13 protein-coding genes are annotated in these 17,688 nt (G+C 60.1%); 7 read left to right on the top strand and 6 right to left on the bottom strand.

Translation table 11 applies throughout. The features are described 5' to 3' along the window. Positions 1–19: 19 nt before the first annotated feature. From topA to ACKJSM_RS26175, 3 genes are all read left to right on the top strand, one after another. A complete protein-coding gene (topA, locus tag ACKJSM_RS26185; RefSeq protein ID WP_236181581.1) occupies positions 20–2,650 on the top strand; it encodes a type I DNA topoisomerase in 2,631 nt (876 codons plus the stop codon). A 174-nt stretch (positions 2,651–2,824) separates the two neighbouring features. After that, complete coding sequence (locus ACKJSM_RS26180) at positions 2,825–3,349, top strand: DUF6586 family protein (RefSeq protein ID WP_410239271.1); 525 nt, start codon at positions 2,825–2,827, stop codon at positions 3,347–3,349. A gap of 106 nt (positions 3,350–3,455) precedes the next feature. Further along, a complete protein-coding gene (locus ACKJSM_RS26175; RefSeq protein ID WP_007953047.1) occupies positions 3,456–3,689 on the top strand; it encodes a hypothetical protein in 234 nt (77 codons plus the stop codon). A gap of 80 nt (positions 3,690–3,769) precedes the next feature. On the opposite strand, the gene sulA is transcribed toward ACKJSM_RS26175, so the two are convergent. Both sulA and lexA read right to left on the bottom strand, forming a co-directional pair. Then, a complete protein-coding gene (gene sulA, locus ACKJSM_RS26170) occupies positions 3,770–4,243 on the bottom strand; it encodes an SOS-induced cell division inhibitor SulA (RefSeq protein WP_410239270.1) in 474 nt (157 codons plus the stop codon). Positions 4,244–4,253: 10 nt separating this feature from the next. Next, on the bottom strand, positions 4,254–4,862 hold the full coding sequence (lexA, locus tag ACKJSM_RS26165) for a transcriptional repressor LexA (protein WP_207983440.1): 609 nt from the start codon (positions 4,860–4,862) through the stop codon (positions 4,254–4,256). A gap of 230 nt (positions 4,863–5,092) precedes the next feature. Between lexA and ACKJSM_RS26160 the strand changes: the two genes are divergently transcribed. The 3 genes from ACKJSM_RS26160 to ACKJSM_RS26150 all read left to right on the top strand — a co-directional run bounded on the left by ACKJSM_RS26160 (position 5,093) and on the right by ACKJSM_RS26150 (position 7,719). Next, positions 5,093–5,800: a TetR/AcrR family transcriptional regulator gene (locus tag ACKJSM_RS26160; protein WP_236181578.1), complete on the top strand. Its 708-nt coding sequence runs from the start codon at positions 5,093–5,095 to the stop codon at positions 5,798–5,800. 158 nt (positions 5,801–5,958) lie between these two features. Next, complete coding sequence (gene nagZ, locus ACKJSM_RS26155; RefSeq protein ID WP_236181577.1) at positions 5,959–6,969, top strand: beta-N-acetylhexosaminidase; 1,011 nt, start codon at positions 5,959–5,961, stop codon at positions 6,967–6,969. A 12-nt stretch (positions 6,970–6,981) separates the two neighbouring features. Further along, complete coding sequence (locus tag ACKJSM_RS26150; RefSeq protein ID WP_410239269.1) at positions 6,982–7,719, top strand: S-methyl-5'-thioinosine phosphorylase; 738 nt, start codon at positions 6,982–6,984, stop codon at positions 7,717–7,719. A gap of 42 nt (positions 7,720–7,761) precedes the next feature. Here the strand turns inward: ACKJSM_RS26150 and ACKJSM_RS26145 are convergent, their stop codons facing one another. Genes ACKJSM_RS26145 through mfd form a run of 3 tightly spaced genes read right to left on the bottom strand, consistent with a single transcriptional unit; the run spans position 7,762 to position 14,505 of the window. Continuing rightward, a complete protein-coding gene (locus ACKJSM_RS26145; protein ID WP_410239268.1) occupies positions 7,762–10,452 on the bottom strand; it encodes an SNF2-related protein in 2,691 nt (896 codons plus the stop codon). An 11-nt stretch (positions 10,453–10,463) separates the two neighbouring features. Beyond that, complete coding sequence (locus tag ACKJSM_RS26140) at positions 10,464–11,045, bottom strand: CsiV family protein (protein WP_236181574.1); 582 nt, start codon at positions 11,043–11,045, stop codon at positions 10,464–10,466. A 10-nt stretch (positions 11,046–11,055) separates the two neighbouring features. Then, the gene (gene mfd, locus ACKJSM_RS26135) at positions 11,056–14,505 is read right to left on the bottom strand and encodes a transcription-repair coupling factor (protein ID WP_236181573.1); all 3,450 of its coding nucleotides are present in this window, start codon (positions 14,503–14,505) and stop codon (positions 11,056–11,058) included. A gap of 354 nt (positions 14,506–14,859) precedes the next feature. Here mfd and ACKJSM_RS26130 point away from each other — a divergent pair, with 354 nt between their 5' ends. After that, the gene (locus ACKJSM_RS26130; RefSeq protein WP_236181572.1) at positions 14,860–16,323 is read left to right on the top strand and encodes a glyceraldehyde-3-phosphate dehydrogenase; all 1,464 of its coding nucleotides are present in this window, start codon (positions 14,860–14,862) and stop codon (positions 16,321–16,323) included. Between the two features lie 65 nt (positions 16,324–16,388). Here the strand turns inward: ACKJSM_RS26130 and ACKJSM_RS26125 are convergent, their stop codons facing one another. Then, positions 16,389–17,681 (bottom strand): MFS transporter, encoded by a 1,293-nt coding sequence (locus tag ACKJSM_RS26125; protein WP_236181571.1) that lies wholly within the window; start codon positions 17,679–17,681, stop codon positions 16,389–16,391. Between the last annotated feature and the right edge of the window lie 7 nt (positions 17,682–17,688).

The following is a 17,688-nucleotide window of genomic DNA, read 5'->3' as shown; positions in this document are numbered from 1 at the left end:
TTCAGGAATTTTCTGATCCATGGGCAAATCGCTGGTCATTGTGGAATCCCCGGCTAAGGCCAAGACCATCAACAAGTATCTGGGCAACCAATACGTGGTGAAGTCGAGTATCGGCCATATCCGAGACCTGCCCACCAGCGGTTCGGCTAGCGCCAGCAAGGAGCCAGCCGCCAAGCGCGGCAAGGCTGCTGCGGGCGAAGCGCCAGCGCTGTCGCCGAAAGAGAAGGCGCGCAAGCAGCTGGTCTCGCGCATGGGTGTCGATCCCGAACACGGCTGGAAAGCCAAGTACGAGATTCTCCCGGGCAAGGAAAAGGTCATCGAAGAGCTGCGCCGGCTCGCCAAGGATGCTGACACCATCTATCTCGCAACCGACTTGGATCGCGAGGGGGAAGCCATTGCCTGGCACCTGCGCGAAGCCATCGGTGGTGACGACAGCCGCTACAAGCGCGTGGTGTTCAACGAAATCACCAAGAAGGCGATTCAGGAAGCCTTCTCGGAGCCTGGCGAACTCGACATCGATCGAGTGAACGCCCAGCAGGCCCGTCGTTTCCTCGACCGCGTTGTCGGCTACATGGTCTCGCCACTGCTATGGGCGAAGATCGCCCGTGGCCTGTCCGCTGGCCGCGTGCAATCGGTTGCCGTGAAGCTGGTGGTCGAGCGTGAGCGTGAGATCCGCGCGTTCAACCCGGAAGAGTACTGGGAAGTGCATGCCGATCTCGGCACCGCCAAGGGCTCAACCGTACGTTTCGAAGTCGCTCGCGAAAAAGGCGAAGCCTTCAAGCCGTTGAACGAAGCGCAGGCGACGGCCGCACTGGAGAAGCTCAAGTCCTCCAGCTACAGCATCGTCAAGCGTGAAGACAAACCGACCAGCAGCAAGCCGTCGGCACCGTTCATCACCTCCACACTGCAACAGGCCGCGAGCAACCGCCTGGGCTTCGGTGTGAAGAAAACCATGATGATGGCCCAGCGTCTCTATGAAGCCGGCTACATCACTTATATGCGTACCGACTCGACCAACCTCTCGGCTGATGCCGTGGCGATGGCACGTGATTACATCGAAACCGAGTTCGGCAAGAAATACTTGCCGGAGTCGCCGAACGTCTACAGCAGCAAGGAAGGCGCACAAGAGGCTCACGAAGCGATCCGTCCTTCCGACGCCAACACCACGCCAACCAAGCTGGCCGGCATGGAGCGTGACGCTGAGCGCCTCTACGAGCTGATCTGGCGCCAGTTCCTGGCTTGCCAGATGCTGCCGGCGCAATACCTGTCGACCACCGTCAGCGTCGCTGCCGGCGATTTCGAGCTGCGTGCCAAGGGCCGTATCCTGAAGTTCGACGGTTACACCCGCGTGCTGCCGCAAATCACCAAGCCTGGCGATGATGACGTTCTGCCGGACATGGCGCAGGGCGACGTGATGAAGCTGATCAAGCTCGATCCGTCCCAGCACTTCACCAAGCCACCGGCCCGTTATTCGGAAGCCAGCCTGGTGAAGGAAATGGAAAAGCGTGGCATCGGCCGTCCTTCGACCTATGCGGCGATCATTTCGACCATTCAGGATCGCGGCTACGTGACTCTGCACAACCGTCGTTTCTATTCGGAAAAGATGGGGGACATCGTTACCGAGCGTCTGTCGGAAAGCTTCTCGAATCTCATGGACTACGGCTTCACCGCCGGCATGGAAGAGAACCTCGATGACGTGGCTCAGGGCGAGCGCGACTGGAAAAACGTGCTGGACGAATTCTATGGCGACTTCAAGAAAAAACTCGAAGTGGCGGAGAATCCGGAAGCCGGCATGCGTGCCAACCAGCCGGTGATGACCGACATTCCTTGCACCACTTGCGGCCGTCCAATGCAGATTCGTACTGCGTCGACTGGCGTGTTCCTCGGTTGCTCGGGTTACAGCCTGCCGCCGAAAGAGCGCTGCAAGGCTACCGTCAATCTGGTGCCGGGCGATGAAATCGCGGCGGACGATGAAGGTGAATCGGAATCCCTGGTCCTGCGCGGCAAGCACCGCTGCCCGATCTGCAGCACGGCCATGGACGCCTACCTGCTCGACGAGAAGCGCAAGCTGCACATCTGTGGTAACAACCCGGATTGCGCCGGCTATGAAATCGAAGAAGGCAGCTACCGCATCAAGGGCTACGAAGGTCCAAGCCTGGAATGCGACAAGTGCGGCAGCGAGATGCAGCTCAAGACTGGCCGTTTCGGCAAGTTCTTCGGTTGCACCAACCCGACCTGCAAGAACACCCGCAAGCTGCTGAAGAGCGGTGACGCGGCGCCGCCGAAGATGGATCCGGTGAAGATGCCTGAGCTTAAGTGCGAAAAGGTCAACGACACCTACATTCTGCGCGACGGTGCCTCCGGTCTGTTCCTGGCGGCCAGCCAATTCCCGAAAAACCGCGAGACCCGTGCTCCGCTGGTGATTGAGATTTTGCCGCACAAGGACGAAATCGATCCGAAGTACCATTTCCTGTGCGAAGCGCCGCAGAAGGATCCGGATGGCCTGCCGGCCGTGATCCGCTACAGCCGCAAGACCAAGGAGCAGTACGTGCAGACCGAGGTCGACGGCAAGCCGACTGGCTGGAAAGCGTTCTTCGACGGTGGCAAGTGGACGGTGGAGGACAAGCGTCCGGCAAAAGCCAAGGCTTGAGCTGACTCCGACCTTGTGATGGGCTGATATTATCGGCCCAGTACAACAAAAGGCCGCATGACAATCTTCGGGATATCATGCGGCCTTTTTGTTTAAAGCTTGCGGACGGATCGGCTGATCCATGACACTGTCCGGCCTGTGTGAAGCCAATATTTCGTTGTGGAGAGTGCCGACATGGCCCACGAACTCTATACTCGCACCAATCAGAAGATTTATTTCGCGGGTTTGTCGCTGGAAGCGCTGGCCAGGGCCGAAGAGGGGCGGGCGATGAACTCGCTGGCGCTGATTCAGGCCGGGCGAGAATCCGCACTGTTTCATCTCTACGGCGCATTGTTGGGGTTGTGTCATGAAATCGCCGGCTTCTATCGTCTGCCGCAAGCCAATGCGTCGCGGGCGGAAGCGCTGCTGACCCGTGATGTGCTGGAGTCGATTGCCATTCCAGAGTTGGCAGAGATGATTGAACTGGCGGGAAATCCGGAAACCTGGCTGGCTAAATTGCTGTCCGCGCACTCGGCGCTCTTTCAGCCGCCACGGGTGCCGCACAAGCCGAAGGGTGATGTGACGCAGCCGTTGATTCAGGCGGTGAACCTGGATGAGGAAGAGGTAGTTGAAGAATTGAGTCGCGAAGAGCTCGAGGGCTGGCGGCAGAACCTCAAGGGGCTGGCGATCCGTTTCCGTGAAGGCTTGAACGAGTGCTGAGGAGCTGTGGACTGGCGGCGACGAGAGGCGTGCTGCTGGTCAAGATCCCGAGCGAAGCCTGAATGATGTCTATATAATCCCTGCCTTTCGTGGAGAACAGACCTATATGCCAACGTCCTTTCTAGAAATTGTCGAGTTACCAGACGGCCGAATCGAACTGCGCAGGGCCGAGGACGAGGGGTCTCTGGTGACTCTGGATTTCTCCGAGGATGCCAAGGCGTTTCTGCAGGGGCAACACGTTGAAATTGCCAAGGCCATGTTGAGCGTCGGTGTGCAAATGGCGGGGCGTATGGTTGAAGGCGAGTTCGATAAAGATGAGGGGCCGCGGGTTCTTCATTGATCACCGCCCGTCGATTATCGCTTCGGTTCGGCTTCTCTATCCCTTGAGAAGCCCCCGCGCTCCAAGTAGCGCGCATGCAGTCAGCCCAGTCGAATATTCAGGCTTTGAGCGTCCCCGGTGCGGGCGGCGCTGATCAGTTGTTGGCGTGAGCCTGAGTTGAGCGGGTTCAACCATGTCACCACCGTATGGCTACGACCCAGGCGCAGGGCTTCGCAAGCCAGTTGCTGAGCACTCTGTGTGCCGCGCGGTTGTAACAGCAGGATACGTTCGCGATTCAATCCGGCATCCCGCAACCAGGTCTGGGTCAGGCTGGCAGGCGGTGCAATCAGGGTCAACCAGCGTGCGTCCTGATCCTCGCTCAGTTCGCGAAGAATCGGTGCCAGCAGGCTCAGGCAGTTCCCGGCCGCGCCGCGCAGTGACAGCTCGCTAAACGCTTCAGGTTCGGTATTCCACGGACGCTCCACGACATCCTTGAGGATGGGGGCGAGCGGTTGCGCGAGAAACGCTTCGAACAACGGCAGTTGTGTTTGCTGAGGTACGTGTGGGAACTGCATAAAGCCTCCTTTAGCGGCGGATGACGCCGACACTCAAGCCTTCGATGACCAGTTCCTGGTCTTTCAGGTTGACTTCGATAGGGGCGAACTCGGGGTTTTCGGCAATCAACCAGACTTTGCTGCCATCACGCTTGAAGCGTTTGACGGTGACTTCGTCGCCGATCCGCGCAACTACGATCTGACCGTTGCGTGCCTCGCGAGTGGTGTGAACCGCCAGCAGGTCGCCGTCGAAAATACCGATGTCCTTCATGCTCATGCCGTGGACCCGTAGTAAGTAGTCGGCGCGTGGATGAAAGAAGGCCGGGTTGATGTTGCAGGACTCTTCGATGTGCTGCTGAGCGAGAATCGGCGCACCGGCAGCCACTCGACCGATGATCGGCAGGGTGGATTCGTCAATCTTGGCTTCGAAGCCAGGGATGCGAATGCCGCGAGAGGCGCCGGGAGTCATCTCGATCGCGCCTTTGCGGGCGAGCGCCTTGAGGTGCTCTTCGGCCGCGTTGGGCGATTTGAATCCCAGTTCCTGAGCGATTTCCGCACGGGTCGGCGGGTAGCCGTTGTCTTCGAGGCAGCGTTTGATAAAGGCCAGAATCTCGGCTTGGCGTGGCGTCAGCTTAAGCATATTGATCGCTCTGTCTTTTTATACAGTGACTGGGATTATATACAGTGAAGCGGTCTTGGCAATGATCGTTTTTTGCCATGCCGCCGGACGGTCAGTGACGACCCTAATTAATGTGGCGTCCTTGATGTGGTTAAATAACTGACCGACCATTCCCAAAACGAACTGGCAGGCTTGACAAGGCATAGGCTGAAACGTATGTTTCAAACAAGTGTTTGTCAGGCGGAGTAGCCATGGCCCAGTCGGAAACCGTTGAACGCATTCTTGATGCTGCAGAACAGCTGTTCGCGGAAAAAGGTTTCGCTGAAACCTCGTTGCGTCTGATCACCAGCAAGGCAGGGGTCAACCTCGCGGCGGTGAACTATCACTTCGGCTCGAAGAAGGCGCTGATCCAGGCGGTTTTCTCGCGCTTCCTCGGTCCTTTCTGTATCAGTCTCGACAAAGAACTTGAGCGCCGTCAGGCCAAGCCGGAGAACAAGCCTTCGCTCGAAGAACTGCTGGAAATCCTCGTCGAGCAGGCGCTGGTAGTGCAGCCACGCAGTGGCAACGATTTGTCGATCTTCATGCGTTTGCTGGGGCTGGCGTTCAGTCAGAGCCAAGGCCACCTGCGCCGTTATCTGGAAGATATGTACGGGAAGGTTTTCCGTCGCTACATGTTGCTGGTGAACGACGCTGCACCGCGGATTCCTCCTATCGAACTGTTCTGGCGCGTGCACTTCATGCTCGGTGCCGCGGCGTTCAGTATGTCCGGGATCAAGGCTCTGCGTGCGATCGCCGAGACAGATTTCGGCGTCAACACCTCCATCGAGCAGGTGATGCGTCTGATGGTGCCGTTTCTGGCAGCCGGCATGCGTGCTGAAACCGGCGTCACCGACACGGCCATGGCCACGGCGCAGTTGCGACCTCGCAGCAAATCAGCGCCGGCACCTGCCAAGGTTTAATCGGTCATGGGTGGGCGCGGCAACTGACATCCGCTAAGCTAGCCGCCCATGTCGACTCTCGTTCTGAATCCGTTTCTCATTGAAATCACCGACCCTCCGGGCAATGCCCCAGGTGGTGGTTTCGTGGGCGACGGGTTTTTCGTTTTCAAGGAATCTCTATGACTGCTGGCCTGCAAGGCTCGTTGATGGTGGACGTCGCCGGTACCTGGCTGACGGCCGAAGATCGCCAATTGTTGCGCCAGCCGGAAGTGGGCGGCCTGATCATCTTTGCCCGCAACATCGAGCATCCGCGACAGGTGCGTGAGCTGAGCGCGGCAATTCGTGCCATTCGTCCGGACTTGCTGCTGGCGGTGGATCAGGAAGGCGGTCGCGTCCAGCGCCTGCGCCAGGGCTTCGTACGCCTGCCAGCGATGCGCGCCGTCGCTGACAATCCGAACGCCGAATACCTGGCCGAACAATGCGGCTGGATCATGGCCACTGAAGTGCTGGCGGCCGGCCTCGATCTGAGCTTCGCGCCGGTGTTGGATCTGGATTACCAGCGCAGCGCCGTCGTCGGCACTCGCTCGTTTGAAGGTGACCCGGAGCGCGCCGCGCTACTTGCCGGAGCGTTCATTAAAGGCATGAACAGTGCCGGGATGGCCGCCACTGGCAAGCATTTCCCTGGCCACGGTTGGGCGGAAGCCGACTCTCACGTTGCGATCCCCAATGACGAGCGCAGTCTCGATGAGATCCGCGCCAACGACCTGGTGCCGTTCGCCAGACTCAGCAAGCAATTGGCCGCCGTCATGCCGGCTCACGTGATTTACCCGCAAGTCGACGCACAGCCCGCCGGTTTCTCCCGGCGCTGGCTGCAGGACATCCTGCGCGGCGAGCTGCAGTTTGACGGCGTGATCTTCAGCGATGACCTGTCGATGGCCGGCGCGCATGTAGTGGGCGATGCCGCCAGCCGTATCGAAGCGGCACTCAGTGCCGGTTGCGACATGGGCCTGGTGTGCAACGACCGCGCGGCTGCCGAACTGGCCCTGAGCGCCGCGCAGCGCATGAAGGTCAAACCGTCGCCGCGTATTGCACGCATGCGAGGTCAGGCGTTCGCCAGTACCGAATACCGTCAGGATCCGCGCTGGCTGACCGCTGTCGGTGCGCTCAAAGACGCTCAACTGATCGATTAAGGATTTTTCGCTATGACGGTTTACGCAATCATCGGCGGCACCGGCCTGACCCAGCTGGAAGGCCTGAGCATTCGTCAGTCGCTGGCTGTGGATACGCCCTATGGCGCGCCCTCGGCCGAAGTCCAGATTGGCGAGTACGCCGGCAAGGAAGTGCTGTTCCTCGCTCGTCACGGTCATCCGCATCGCTTTCCGCCGCACAAAGTCAACTATCGCGCCAACCTGTGGGCGTTGAAGCAGGCCGGGGCCGAAGCGATCATCGCGGTCAACGCCGTGGGCGGAATTCATCCTGCAATGGGCACCGGACATTTCTGTGTCCCGCATCAGATCGTGGACTACACCAGCGGTCGCGAGCACACCTATTTCGCCGATGATCTGGAACATGTCACACACATCGACTTCAGCTTTCCCTACAGCGAATCGCTGCGTCAGCAGCTGATTGCTGCGGTGGCTGCCGAAGGTTGCGAGTACAGCGATCAGGGCGTTTACGCCTGCACCCAGGGCCCGCGTCTGGAAACCGTGGCCGAAATCGTGCGTCTGGAGCGTGACGGTTGCGACATTGTCGGCATGACCGGCATGCCGGAAGCGGCCCTGGCTCGTGAATTGGATCTGGATTACGCCTGTCTGGCACTGGTGGTGAATCCAGCGGCGGGCAAGACCACTGAAGTGATCACCATGGCCGAGATCGAGCAGGCGTTGCACGATGGCATGGGCAAGGTGAAATCGACGCTGGCGCGCGTACTCAAGGGCTGAGTCTGGCTCCGGAACAACTTGAATGAACAGGCGCTGAGAATCTCAGCGCTTTTCAAACTTGTCCGGCAACGGCGCAAACAACGCCTCGATATCATCACTCTGCAACTTCCAGTCTCCGGCCTTGCGCCCATCCAGCACGCCGGCCGCCAGGTCGGATTTTTCCCGCTGCAAGTGCTGAATCTTCTCCTCGACCGTGCCCCGGGCAATCATCTTGTAGACGAACACCGGTTTCTCCTGACCAATGCGATACGCACGGTCGGTTGCCTGATTCTCGGTCGCCGGGTTCCACCACGGATCGTAGTGAATCACTGTGTCCGCTTCTGTCAGGTTCAAACCCACACCGCCAGCCTTCAGGCTGATGAGAAAGATCTGACGCTTGCCGCTCTGGAATTCCTTCACCGGTGTGCGCCGATCACGGGTCTGACCCGTCAGCAGCGCATACGCGATATTGCGCTTTTTCAGTTCATCCTCGATCAGTGACAGCATCGAAGTGAATTGCGAGAACAACAGAATCCGCCGACCTTCCTCAAACAGCTCCTCAAGCATTTCCATCAGGCTGTCGAGCTTGCCCGATGTGCTGCCGCGAGCGGGCAGGGCGGCGTCGTTGACCAGGCGCAAATCGCAGCAGACCTGACGCAGCTTGAGCAATGCTTCAAGAATAATGATCTGACTGCGCGCCACGCCTTTACGGGTGATTTCGTCGCGAACCTTTTTATCCATCGCCAGACGCATGGTTTCGTACACGTCGCGCTGCGCTTCGTTGAGCTCGACCCAGTGGATGATCTCGGTTTTCGGCGGCAGCTCGGTGGCAACCTGCTCCTTGGTGCGACGCAGCAGGAACGGTTTGATCCGACCGTTGAGGTGCTGAAGTCTGACTTCGCTGGCGCGTTTTTCGATCGGTACGCGGTAATCGGCGTTGAAGCTTTTGACGTCGCCGAGCCAGCCGGGCAGCAGAAAGTGAAACAACGACCACAGTTCGCCCAAGTGGTTTTCCAGCGGCGTCCCGCTCAGGCACAGACGCTGACGCGCATTGAGTTCACGGGCAGCCTGTGCGGCTTTGCTGTTCGGGTTCTTGATGTACTGCGCTTCATCCAGCACCAGCACGTGCAGTGGCTGTTGCGCCAGGCGCTCGACATCCTTGGGCAGCAGCGCATAGGTTGTGAGGATCAGGTCGTATTCGGCCAGATGCTCGAAATGCTTTTTGCGGCTGGCGCCGTACAGGGCAACCACCTTGAGCTGTGGTGTGAAGTGCGCCGCTTCATCGAGCCAGTTGGGAATCAGGCTGGTGGGCATCACCACCATGCAAGGTCGATCCAGGCGTCCGGCGTTCTTCTCGCTGAGAATGTGCGCCAACGTCTGTAGGGTTTTACCCAGGCCCATGTCGTCCGCGAGGATCCCGCCGACCTCAAGTTGCCGCAACGACTGCATCCAGCTCAAGCCTTCGAGTTGATAGGGGCGCAGTGTCGCATTCAGCCCCTTCGGTGTTTCGGCGCTGTAGTCGCGGATGTCCCGCAAGCGCTGGGCGAAGCTGCGAATCTGCTCGCCACCTTCCCAGAGCAGGGGAATGCCTTCCAGGGAATTCAGGCGCGTGGCGTCGGCCTTGCTCAGGCGCAACGTGGTTTCACCCGGCTCCTGCAAATAAAACTCGCCAAGGGTCGCCAATACCGGTTTCAGACGGCCGAGGGGCAGGGCGACTTGTAACGGCCCGTGCTCGCTGTTGCGTTGCGGGATGTTCACCAGAATCAGTTCATCGTCGCGACGTCGGGCGAGACGTTCCGGATTGAGGATTTCCGTGTGCGAACGCATCAGATTGAGCAGGATCGGCAGCAGGCTCAGGCGCTCACCGTTGACGATGATCCCCAGCTCCAGGTCGAACCAGTCGCGCTCCGGCGTCTGCTCGACGGTGGCGTACCAGTCGTCGACGGCGGTCAGGTCGAAGCCGAACTCATCGTCGACCAGCAGCTCCCAACCCTGAGTGCGCAGCTTTGACAGGTCGTTGAGGGTGAACGTCAGCCAGGCGCTGTCGTTGACCATCTCGTAGAGTTCGCCGGCGCTTTCCGGCAGGGCCTTGCTTTGCCGGGTGGCAATGCGGAAACCGAGAATTCTCAGCTGCTCGCGGTAGCTCTGTTCTACCTCCGGGTGGCGTTTGACCCGCAGGGTCTGGGCTTCCTGGCGAATCAGGATGTCGCTGTTTTTCTGCCCGCTGACGTATTCGTCGAGGTAGCTGAAAGACAGCGCCGCGCGATGCTGGATGTAGCGCTGCATCTTGCCATTGCGCGGCTCGAACGCGCTGAACTCGACGCTCGCCAGCCACAGGCGCGGCACCGGTTGCACGTTGTCCACCAGCACTTGCGGCGGCGCTTTCGGACTGCGGTTTTCCAGTACTGCCTGGAGTTTTTCCAGCAGTTCGACGTCTTTCGCAGCGGCGGGGTATTCGAGGGTCTCCTGCACTTGCAGCAGCACCGCCGCGCAGTGTTTGCAGTTGCTGTGAACCGGGCAGGTGCAGGTGGCATCGACCATCAGCAGCGTGCCTTTGGCTGACTCGCGCAGGTGAATCGTCTGACGGTAGACGTTACCCCCGGAGCCTTCGCAGCTGGCGGTAATGGTTGCGTCGCCGACCTGCACGAATCGCACCCGGTTCTCCAGAGCATAGCGGCGGCCACGCTCCAGACTTTGTTCCTTGAATCGGCTGACCCAGGAGGAGGCCAGCGGTTTACTCAGAGACGGGGGCATAAGGACTTCGATCAGTCCGGAATGGCTTCAGGCGCTTCCCGAGGCGCAGGCGCCGTCAGTGAAGTGATCTTGATCAGCAGGGCCAGGTGGCCGTTATCGAGGTAGTTGAGTTGGCCGTTTTTGGTGTGGCTGTCCTGTTTCAGGCGTTCGCTGGCGGTGACCATGCCGTTGGCGTCGATCTGGTTGACCCAGAAGTCGGCGCTCACATCGGTAAAGCGCCCGAGCTTCATTTCAATGGTGCCTTCGATCGGGAACTGGCCGAACTGCTCCTGACCTTCGCTGACTGCGACCTTGGCTGGCGTCTCGCCCAGTGTCTGCTGCCAGGCCTTGTGCATCAGTACGCTGTAGTCGCCACTGGCGGTGAGTTTGGTCGCAACATCGTTCAGCGCCGGGGTGCGTTTGCTGTCATCGCCCAAACGTTGGGCGCCAGCGGCCCAGTCTTCCGGTGCGGCGCGGCTGACAATCGCCGGCACGGCGTTCTGGCGCACCAGAATCATTTCAACCTGATACAGGTCATCGGCGAACGCCGTCGGTGCTGCCAGCGTTATCAAGAGCGAGGTCAGTAGCAAGGTCAATGAGCGAAACAGGCGCATGCGGCGTCCTTCAAGCAGTTTTCGGGATGAGGCGCTCGAACAGCGCCTCCACAGTATTAAAGCGCTCTTCCGGGCGCTCCATCGGCACCTGGAACTTGAACATCGTGGCGCCTTCGAATTTGTAGCGCTTTGGCTGGCTCTGGATCAGTTTGATCAGGGTCATCGGGTCGACCGGCGTCTGCGCCGCAAACTCGATACGACCACCTTGCGGGCCGCCATCGACTTTCTTGATGCCCAGCTGTTCGGCCTGCAACTTCAGCGCCGTGATGCGCACCAGATTCTTGGTCGGCTCCGGCAGCAGGCCGAAGCGATCGATCATCTCCACTTGCAGATCCTTCAGGCCTTCCTCGTCGGTGGCCGAAGCGATGCGCTTGTACAGGATCAGGCGGGCGTGCACATCCGGCAGATAGTCTTCCGGAATCAGCGCCGGCACCCGCAAGTTGACTTCCGGACCGCCGCCAAGCGGTTGGTCGAGGTTCGGCTGTTCGCCCTTGCGGATCGACTTCACCGCACGCTCGAGCATCTCCATGTACAGAGTGAAACCCACGGCCTGGATCTGCCCGCTCTGGCCATCGCCCAGCAGCTCGCCCGCACCCCGGATTTCCAGGTCGTTGGTGGCCAGCACGAAGCCCGCACCCAGATCCTGCGTGTTGGCAATCGCCTCCAGACGTTTTTCCGCATCGCCGGTGATTTGCTGGCGCGGCGGGGTCAGCAGGTAGGCGTAAGCCTGGTGGTGGCTACGGCCAACGCGGCCGCGCAACTGGTGCAACTGCGCCAGACCGAACTTGTCGGCGCGCTCGATGATGATGGTGTTGGCGCTCGGCACGTCGATACCGGTCTCGATGATGGTCGAGGCGATCAGCACGTTGAAGCGCTTGTGGTAGAAGTCGCTCATCACCTGTTCGAGTTCACGTTCGCGCATCTGCCCATGGCCGATGCCGATGCGCGCTTCCGGCACCAGTTCGGCCAGTTCGGCGGCGCATTTCTCGATGGTCTTCACGTCGTTGTGCAGGTAATAGACCTGACCGCCACGCAGCAACTCACGCAGCAGGGCTTCTTTGACCGTGCTCTTGTTCTGCTCCATGACGAAGGTGCGCACCGACAGGCGTCGCGCTGGCGGTGTGGCAATGATTGAGAGGTCGCGCATGCCCGACACCGCCATGTTGAGCGTGCGCGGAATCGGCGTGGCGGTCAGCGTAAGAATGTCGACTTCGCTGCGCAGGGCCTTGAGCTGTTCCTTCTGACGGACACCAAAACGGTGCTCTTCGTCGATGATCACCAGCCCGAGATTTTTGATCTTGACGTCGTCCTGCAGCAGCTTGTGAGTGCCGATGACGATGTCGATATTGCCTTCGGCCAGTTCGGCCACCGCAGCGTTCACTTCCTTGGCCGACTTGAAGCGGCTCATCACTTCCACGGTCACCGGCCAGTCGGCGAAGCGGTCGCGGAAGCTGTTGTAGTGCTGCTGGGCGAGCAGGGTGGTCGGCACCAGGATCGCCACCTGCTTGCCGCCGTGTACGGCGATGAACGCGGCGCGCATGGCCACTTCGGTCTTGCCGAAACCGACGTCGCCGCAGACCAGTCGATCCATCGGTTTCGGCGCGAGCATGTCCTCGCGCACGGCTTCGATGGTGGACTGCTGGTCCGGAGTTTCCTCGAACGGGAAACCTGCGCTGAAGGTCGCGTAATCGGCCTTTGGATCGGCGAACGCATAACCTTCGCGGGCGGCGCGGCGGGCATAGATGTCGAGCAGTTCGGCAGCGACGTCGCGCACTTGCTCGGCGGCCTTGCGCTTGGCTTTTTGCCAGGTCTCGGAGCCGAGGCGGTGCAGCGGGGCGAGCGCATCGTCGCTGCCGGTGTAGCGGGCGATCAAATGCAGGTTGGCCACCGGCACGTAAAGCTTGGCGTTCTCGGCGTATTCAAGGGTCAGGAATTCGGCAGCCTGATTGTCGATTTCCAGAATCGTCAAACCCAGGTAGCGACCGACACCGTGGTCGATGTGCACCACCGGCGCGCCTTCGCGCAGCTCGGTGAGGTTCTTGATCACTGCATCGTTATTGGCGTCGGCGCGTTTTTCGCGACGGCGACGCTGCATCACGCGTTGGCCGAACAGCGGACTTTCCGCGACCAGTGCCAGTGCCGGCTCCTCCAGCATCAGGCCTTCGTCGAGCGGGGCGATGGTGATCGCCAGACGATCCTTGCTCGCGACAAAGTCCGGCCAGCTGTCGACGGTTTTCGGGCGCAGCTTCAGGCGCTCGAGCAATTCCAGCAGCACTTCGCGACGGCCTGCGGATTCGGCGGTGAACAGCACGCGCCCGGGGAACTCGTCGAGGAACGCCGAGAGCGCAGCCAGTGGCTGGGTGGCCTTGGCTTCGATCGCCAGGTTCGGCAGTGCTTGCGCCGGAAAGCGTTCACGGCCGGCGCCGGTTTCCACGTCCTGTTGACTGGCGACTACGCGCGGCCAGTTCTTCAGGCGGGCGAAGCAGTCTTCCACCGGCAGGAACAGCTCGGCGGGCGGCAATAAAGGGCGGGATGGATCGACGCGGCGCTCTTCATAGCGGTTGCGCACATCGTTCCAGAAGTTTTCCGCCGCTTGCTCGATGCCCGGCAGCGAGAACACTTGCGTGTCTTGCGGCAGGTAATCGAACAGGGTCGAGGTTTCTTCGAAGAACAGCGGCAGGTAGTACTCGATACCCGCCGGCGTGATGCCGCTGCTCAGGTCCTGAAAGATCGGGCAGCGGCGGAAATCGACGTCGAAGCGCTCGCGAAAGCGCGCCTTGAAGCGGGTGACCGCCTCTTTCTGCAGAGGGAACTCCTTGGCCGGCAGCAGCTTGACCGAATCGACCTTTTCGATGGAGCGCTGGTTTTCCGGGTCGAAGGTGCGCAGGGTTTCGATTTCGTCGTCGAACAGGTCGATGCGATAGGGCAGTTTGCTGCCCATCGGGAACAGGTCAATCAGCGCGCCGCGCACCGTGAACTCGCCGTGCTCGTAGACGGTGTCGACGTAGCGATAGCCGCTGGCTTCGAGCCGCGAGCGCATTTGCTCGACATCGAGTTTCTGCCCGACATCCAGCACCAGGCTGCTGCCAAGCAGGAATTTGGTCGGCGCCAGGCGATGCAGGGCGGTGGTGATCGGCACCACCAGCACGCCATGTTCCAGCTCTGGCAGTCTATAAAGGCTGGCGATGCGCTGGGAAATGATGTCTTGGTGCGGCGAAAACAGGTCGTAGGGCAGGGTCTCCCAGTCCGGGAAATGCAGTACCGGTAAATCCGGGGCGAAGAAACTCAGCTCCTGCTCCAGCCGTTCGGCACTCTGGCTGTCGGCGGTCAAAAGCAGCGTGAAGCGCTTGGCAGCGCTGGCAGCCTCGGCAATCGCCAGGCTCAGGGCGGCACCGGGGAGGTTGCCCCAGTGCTGTTTACCTGCCGCGGCAGGGAGAAGCGGTAGACGCAGAACAGGCACGGAAGGTTGAGCTCCAGGCGTTGCGACAAAGTCGGTAATTGTAGCGGCGTCCGGTGCCGCCTGTCAGTTGCAGGATGCGTCTATCTGCGCTGTTTTGGAGAAATGTAGTGGTAACCATAAAAACCAGCGCTTTTTTTGCGGTTATGTAGTGCCAAAAGTCGATGGTGTTACGGAGGGTTACAGACATCGTCTAACAGTCGTCGAAAAACTGACTGCTCTGGAAGCCCCGGTTTTACTGGGCTGGCGAAGGGCGTTATTTTTTTGGACGGATTTTTGTTACCGATTGCGCGACAGGCGCGCATTGCTACAAGAGGTTCTCGGCGGCATAATGTAGCCCCTTTTTTCTGCCCCTACATGTGGAAGGTTACCGTGACTCAGAAGCCCGACCAGTGTCTTGGTGAATGGATCGACCGTGAAGCACTCGCAGAAGCGATGATTCCGCTTATCGGTCAGCTCTACCGCAACAACAACGTGGTGAGCTCGATCTATGGCCGCAGCCTGATCAACCAGTCTGTCATCGCGATTCTTAAAGCTCACCGCTTTGCTCGCCACCGTTCTGCCGACGACAGCGAACTCTCCGTCCACGAAACATTCCCACTGCTCAAGGCCATGAGCGAGCTCAAGCTCGGCGCGGCTTCGGTAGATCTGGGCAAGCTGGCGTTCAAATTCCGCAACGAAGGCAACGGCCGTACCGCCGAGCAATTCGTGCGCGAAGAAATGGCTGACGTGGTTGGCCAGCAAAACGCTTCGGCCCGCAAAGGCACCGACGTTGTTCTGTACGGCTTCGGTCGTATCGGCCGTCTGCTGGCGCGCATCCTGATCGAAAAAACCGGTGGCGGCGACGGTCTGCGTCTGCGTGCCATCGTGGTGCGCAAGGGCGCCGAAAACGACCTGACCAAGCGCGCCAGCCTGCTGCGTCGCGATTCGGTACACGGTTCGTTCAACGGCACCATCACCATCGACGAAGAAAACAACACCATCACCGCCAACGGCAACCTGATCCAGGTTATCTACGCGAAGAACCCTACCGAAGTGGATTACACCCAGTACGGCATCAAAGATGCGCTGCTGGTGGACAACACTGGCGTATGGCGTGATGCCGATGGTCTGGGTCAGCACCTGGCGTGCCCGGGTATCGACCGCGTAGTTCTGACCGCGCCTGGCAAGGGCAAGCTGAAGAACATCGTTCACGGTATCAACCACAACGAAATCACTGCTGACGACAAGATCGTGTCCGCCGCTTCCTGCACCACCAACGCCATCGTGCCGGTGCTCAAAGCCGTGAATGACAAGTTCGGCATCATCAACGGTCACGTCGAAACCGTTCACTCGTACACCAACGACCAGAACCTGATCGACAACTTCCACAAGGGCGATCGCCGTGGCCGTAGTGCTGCGCTGAACATGGTCATCACCGAGACCGGTGCTGCCACCGCTGCTGCCAAGGCCCTGCCTGAACTGGCCGGCAAGCTGACCGGTAACGCGATCCGCGTTCCGACGCCGAACGTGTCGATGGCCATTCTCAACCTGAACCTTGAGAAAGCCGCCACCCGTGAAGAGATGAACGAGTACCTGCGCTACATGGCGCTGCACTCCGATCTGCACAAGCAAATCGACTTCGTCAACTCGCAGGAAGTGGTTTCGACCGACTTCGTAGGCTCGCGTCACGCCGGTGTGGTCGACGCTGAAGCGACCATCGTTCAGGACAACCGCGTTGTTCTGTACGTCTGGTACGACAACGAGTTCGGCTACAGCTGCCAGGTGGTTCGCGTAATGGAAGACATGGCCGGTGTAAACCCGCCAGCGTTCCCGCGCTAAGCCTTAGCTGCAAATGAAAACGCCCCGACTCTGGTCGGGGCGTTTTTGTTTGCGCGCGATTTGCCTTAGCGGGGGATGGCTGCTTGTGCCGTACGCAACTCGTGCCGGTTGCCCCGAAACAGCACCAGCGTGGCGATCAAGCCCAGTATCGCAGCGCCGCTGAGCCAGATCCCCGGCGCCGCCTTGTTGTCCAGCACATGAATCAGATAAGTGCAGGCCGCCGGCGTAAATCCGCCGAAAGTCGCCGTGGCCAGGCTGTAGGCCAGCGAGAAACCAGTCGTACGAACTTCTATTGGCATGATCTCAGTGAGTGCCACCACCATTGCCCCGTTGTACGAGCCATACAGGAACGACAGCCACAATTCGACGATCAGCAGATGGCTGAAGCTCGGGTTCGCCACCAGCCACGACAGCGCCGGATAAGCGGTCAGAATCGCCAGAATCGTCGCCGCCAACAGCAGGGGTTTGCGACCGACCTTGTCAGACACCGCGCCCATCACCGGCAGCCAGAAGAAGTTCGACAGACCGATGCACACAGTCACCAGCAACGCGTCGAAATCCGACAGGTGCAGCTCCGCCTTGCCAAAGGTCGGCGTGTAGGCCGTGATCAGGTAGAACGACACCGTTGTCATCACCACCAGCGCCATGCCGGCGATGACGATGCCAAAGTTCTGACCGATCGAACGGACGATCTCCTGCAGGGTAGGGCGATGTTTGCGCGCCTGGAACTCCGGGGTTTCCTCCAGCGAGCGGCGGATGACAAAAATCACCGGGACGATCATGCAGCCGATCAGGAACGGTACGCGCCAGCCCCATTCGCCCATCTGTTCCGGGCTCAGCCAGTGGTTGAGCCCGACACCGAGCAGGCCGGCGAACACCACCGCCGCTTGCTGGCTGGCGGACTGCCAGCTGACGAAAAAGCCCTTGCGGCCGGGCGTGGCGATTTCCGCCAGATACACCGACACACCGCCCAGTTCCACGCCGGCCGAGAAGCCTTGCAGCAATCGACCGAACAGCACGATCAGCGGCGCGGCCACCCCAAGGGTGGCGTAGCCCGGCACGCAGGCAATCAGCACGGTGCCGGCCGCCATCATGGCCAACGTGATGATCAGGCCCTGGCGCCGGCCATGACGGTCAATGTAGGCACCGAGAAAAATCGCCCCCAGTGGACGCATCAGAAAGCCGGCGCCGAACGTGGCCAGGGACAGCATCAGGGACGCGAAGGCGCTGTCGGTGGGAAAGAAGGTCTTGGCAATGGCCGTGGCGTAAAAGCCGTAGACCATGAAGTCGAACATCTCGAGAAAGTTGCCGCTGACAACGCGAAAAATCGCTTTGCCTTTGCCGGTCGTGGAAGACATGGGTAGG

The sequence above is a fragment of the Pseudomonas sp. PHC1 genome (genome assembly GCF_046487845.1).
Classification (GTDB): Bacteria; Pseudomonadota; Gammaproteobacteria; order Pseudomonadales; family Pseudomonadaceae; genus Aquipseudomonas; species Aquipseudomonas sputi.
The sequence above is the reverse complement of the archived record's forward strand: the minus strand, read 5'-3'. Positions and strand labels throughout refer to the sequence as shown.

What these genes read in the sequence shown, in the direction of transcription:
- topA (WP_236181581.1), top strand. Translation starts at nt 20, where the DNA reads ATGGGCAAATCGCTGGTCATTGTGGAATCCCCGGCTAAGGCCAAGACC.
- ACKJSM_RS26180 (WP_410239271.1), top strand. Translation starts at nt 2,825, where the DNA reads ATGGCCCACGAACTCTATACTCGCACCAATCAGAAGATTTATTTCGCG.
- ACKJSM_RS26175 (WP_007953047.1), top strand. Translation starts at nt 3,456, where the DNA reads ATGCCAACGTCCTTTCTAGAAATTGTCGAGTTACCAGACGGCCGAATC.
- sulA (WP_410239270.1), bottom strand. Translation starts at nt 4,243, where the DNA reads ATGCAGTTCCCACACGTACCTCAGCAAACACAACTGCCGTTGTTCGAA.
- lexA (WP_207983440.1), bottom strand. Translation starts at nt 4,862, where the DNA reads ATGCTTAAGCTGACGCCACGCCAAGCCGAGATTCTGGCCTTTATCAAA.
- ACKJSM_RS26160 (WP_236181578.1), top strand. Translation starts at nt 5,093, where the DNA reads ATGGCCCAGTCGGAAACCGTTGAACGCATTCTTGATGCTGCAGAACAG.
- nagZ (WP_236181577.1), top strand. Translation starts at nt 5,959, where the DNA reads ATGACTGCTGGCCTGCAAGGCTCGTTGATGGTGGACGTCGCCGGTACC.
- ACKJSM_RS26150 (WP_410239269.1), top strand. Translation starts at nt 6,982, where the DNA reads ATGACGGTTTACGCAATCATCGGCGGCACCGGCCTGACCCAGCTGGAA.
- ACKJSM_RS26145 (WP_410239268.1), bottom strand. Translation starts at nt 10,452, where the DNA reads ATGCCCCCGTCTCTGAGTAAACCGCTGGCCTCCTCCTGGGTCAGCCGA.
- ACKJSM_RS26140 (WP_236181574.1), bottom strand. Translation starts at nt 11,045, where the DNA reads ATGCGCCTGTTTCGCTCATTGACCTTGCTACTGACCTCGCTCTTGATA.
- ACKJSM_RS26130 (WP_236181572.1), top strand. Translation starts at nt 14,860, where the DNA reads ATGTGGAAGGTTACCGTGACTCAGAAGCCCGACCAGTGTCTTGGTGAA.
- ACKJSM_RS26125 (WP_236181571.1), bottom strand. Translation starts at nt 17,681, where the DNA reads ATGTCTTCCACGACCGGCAAAGGCAAAGCGATTTTTCGCGTTGTCAGC.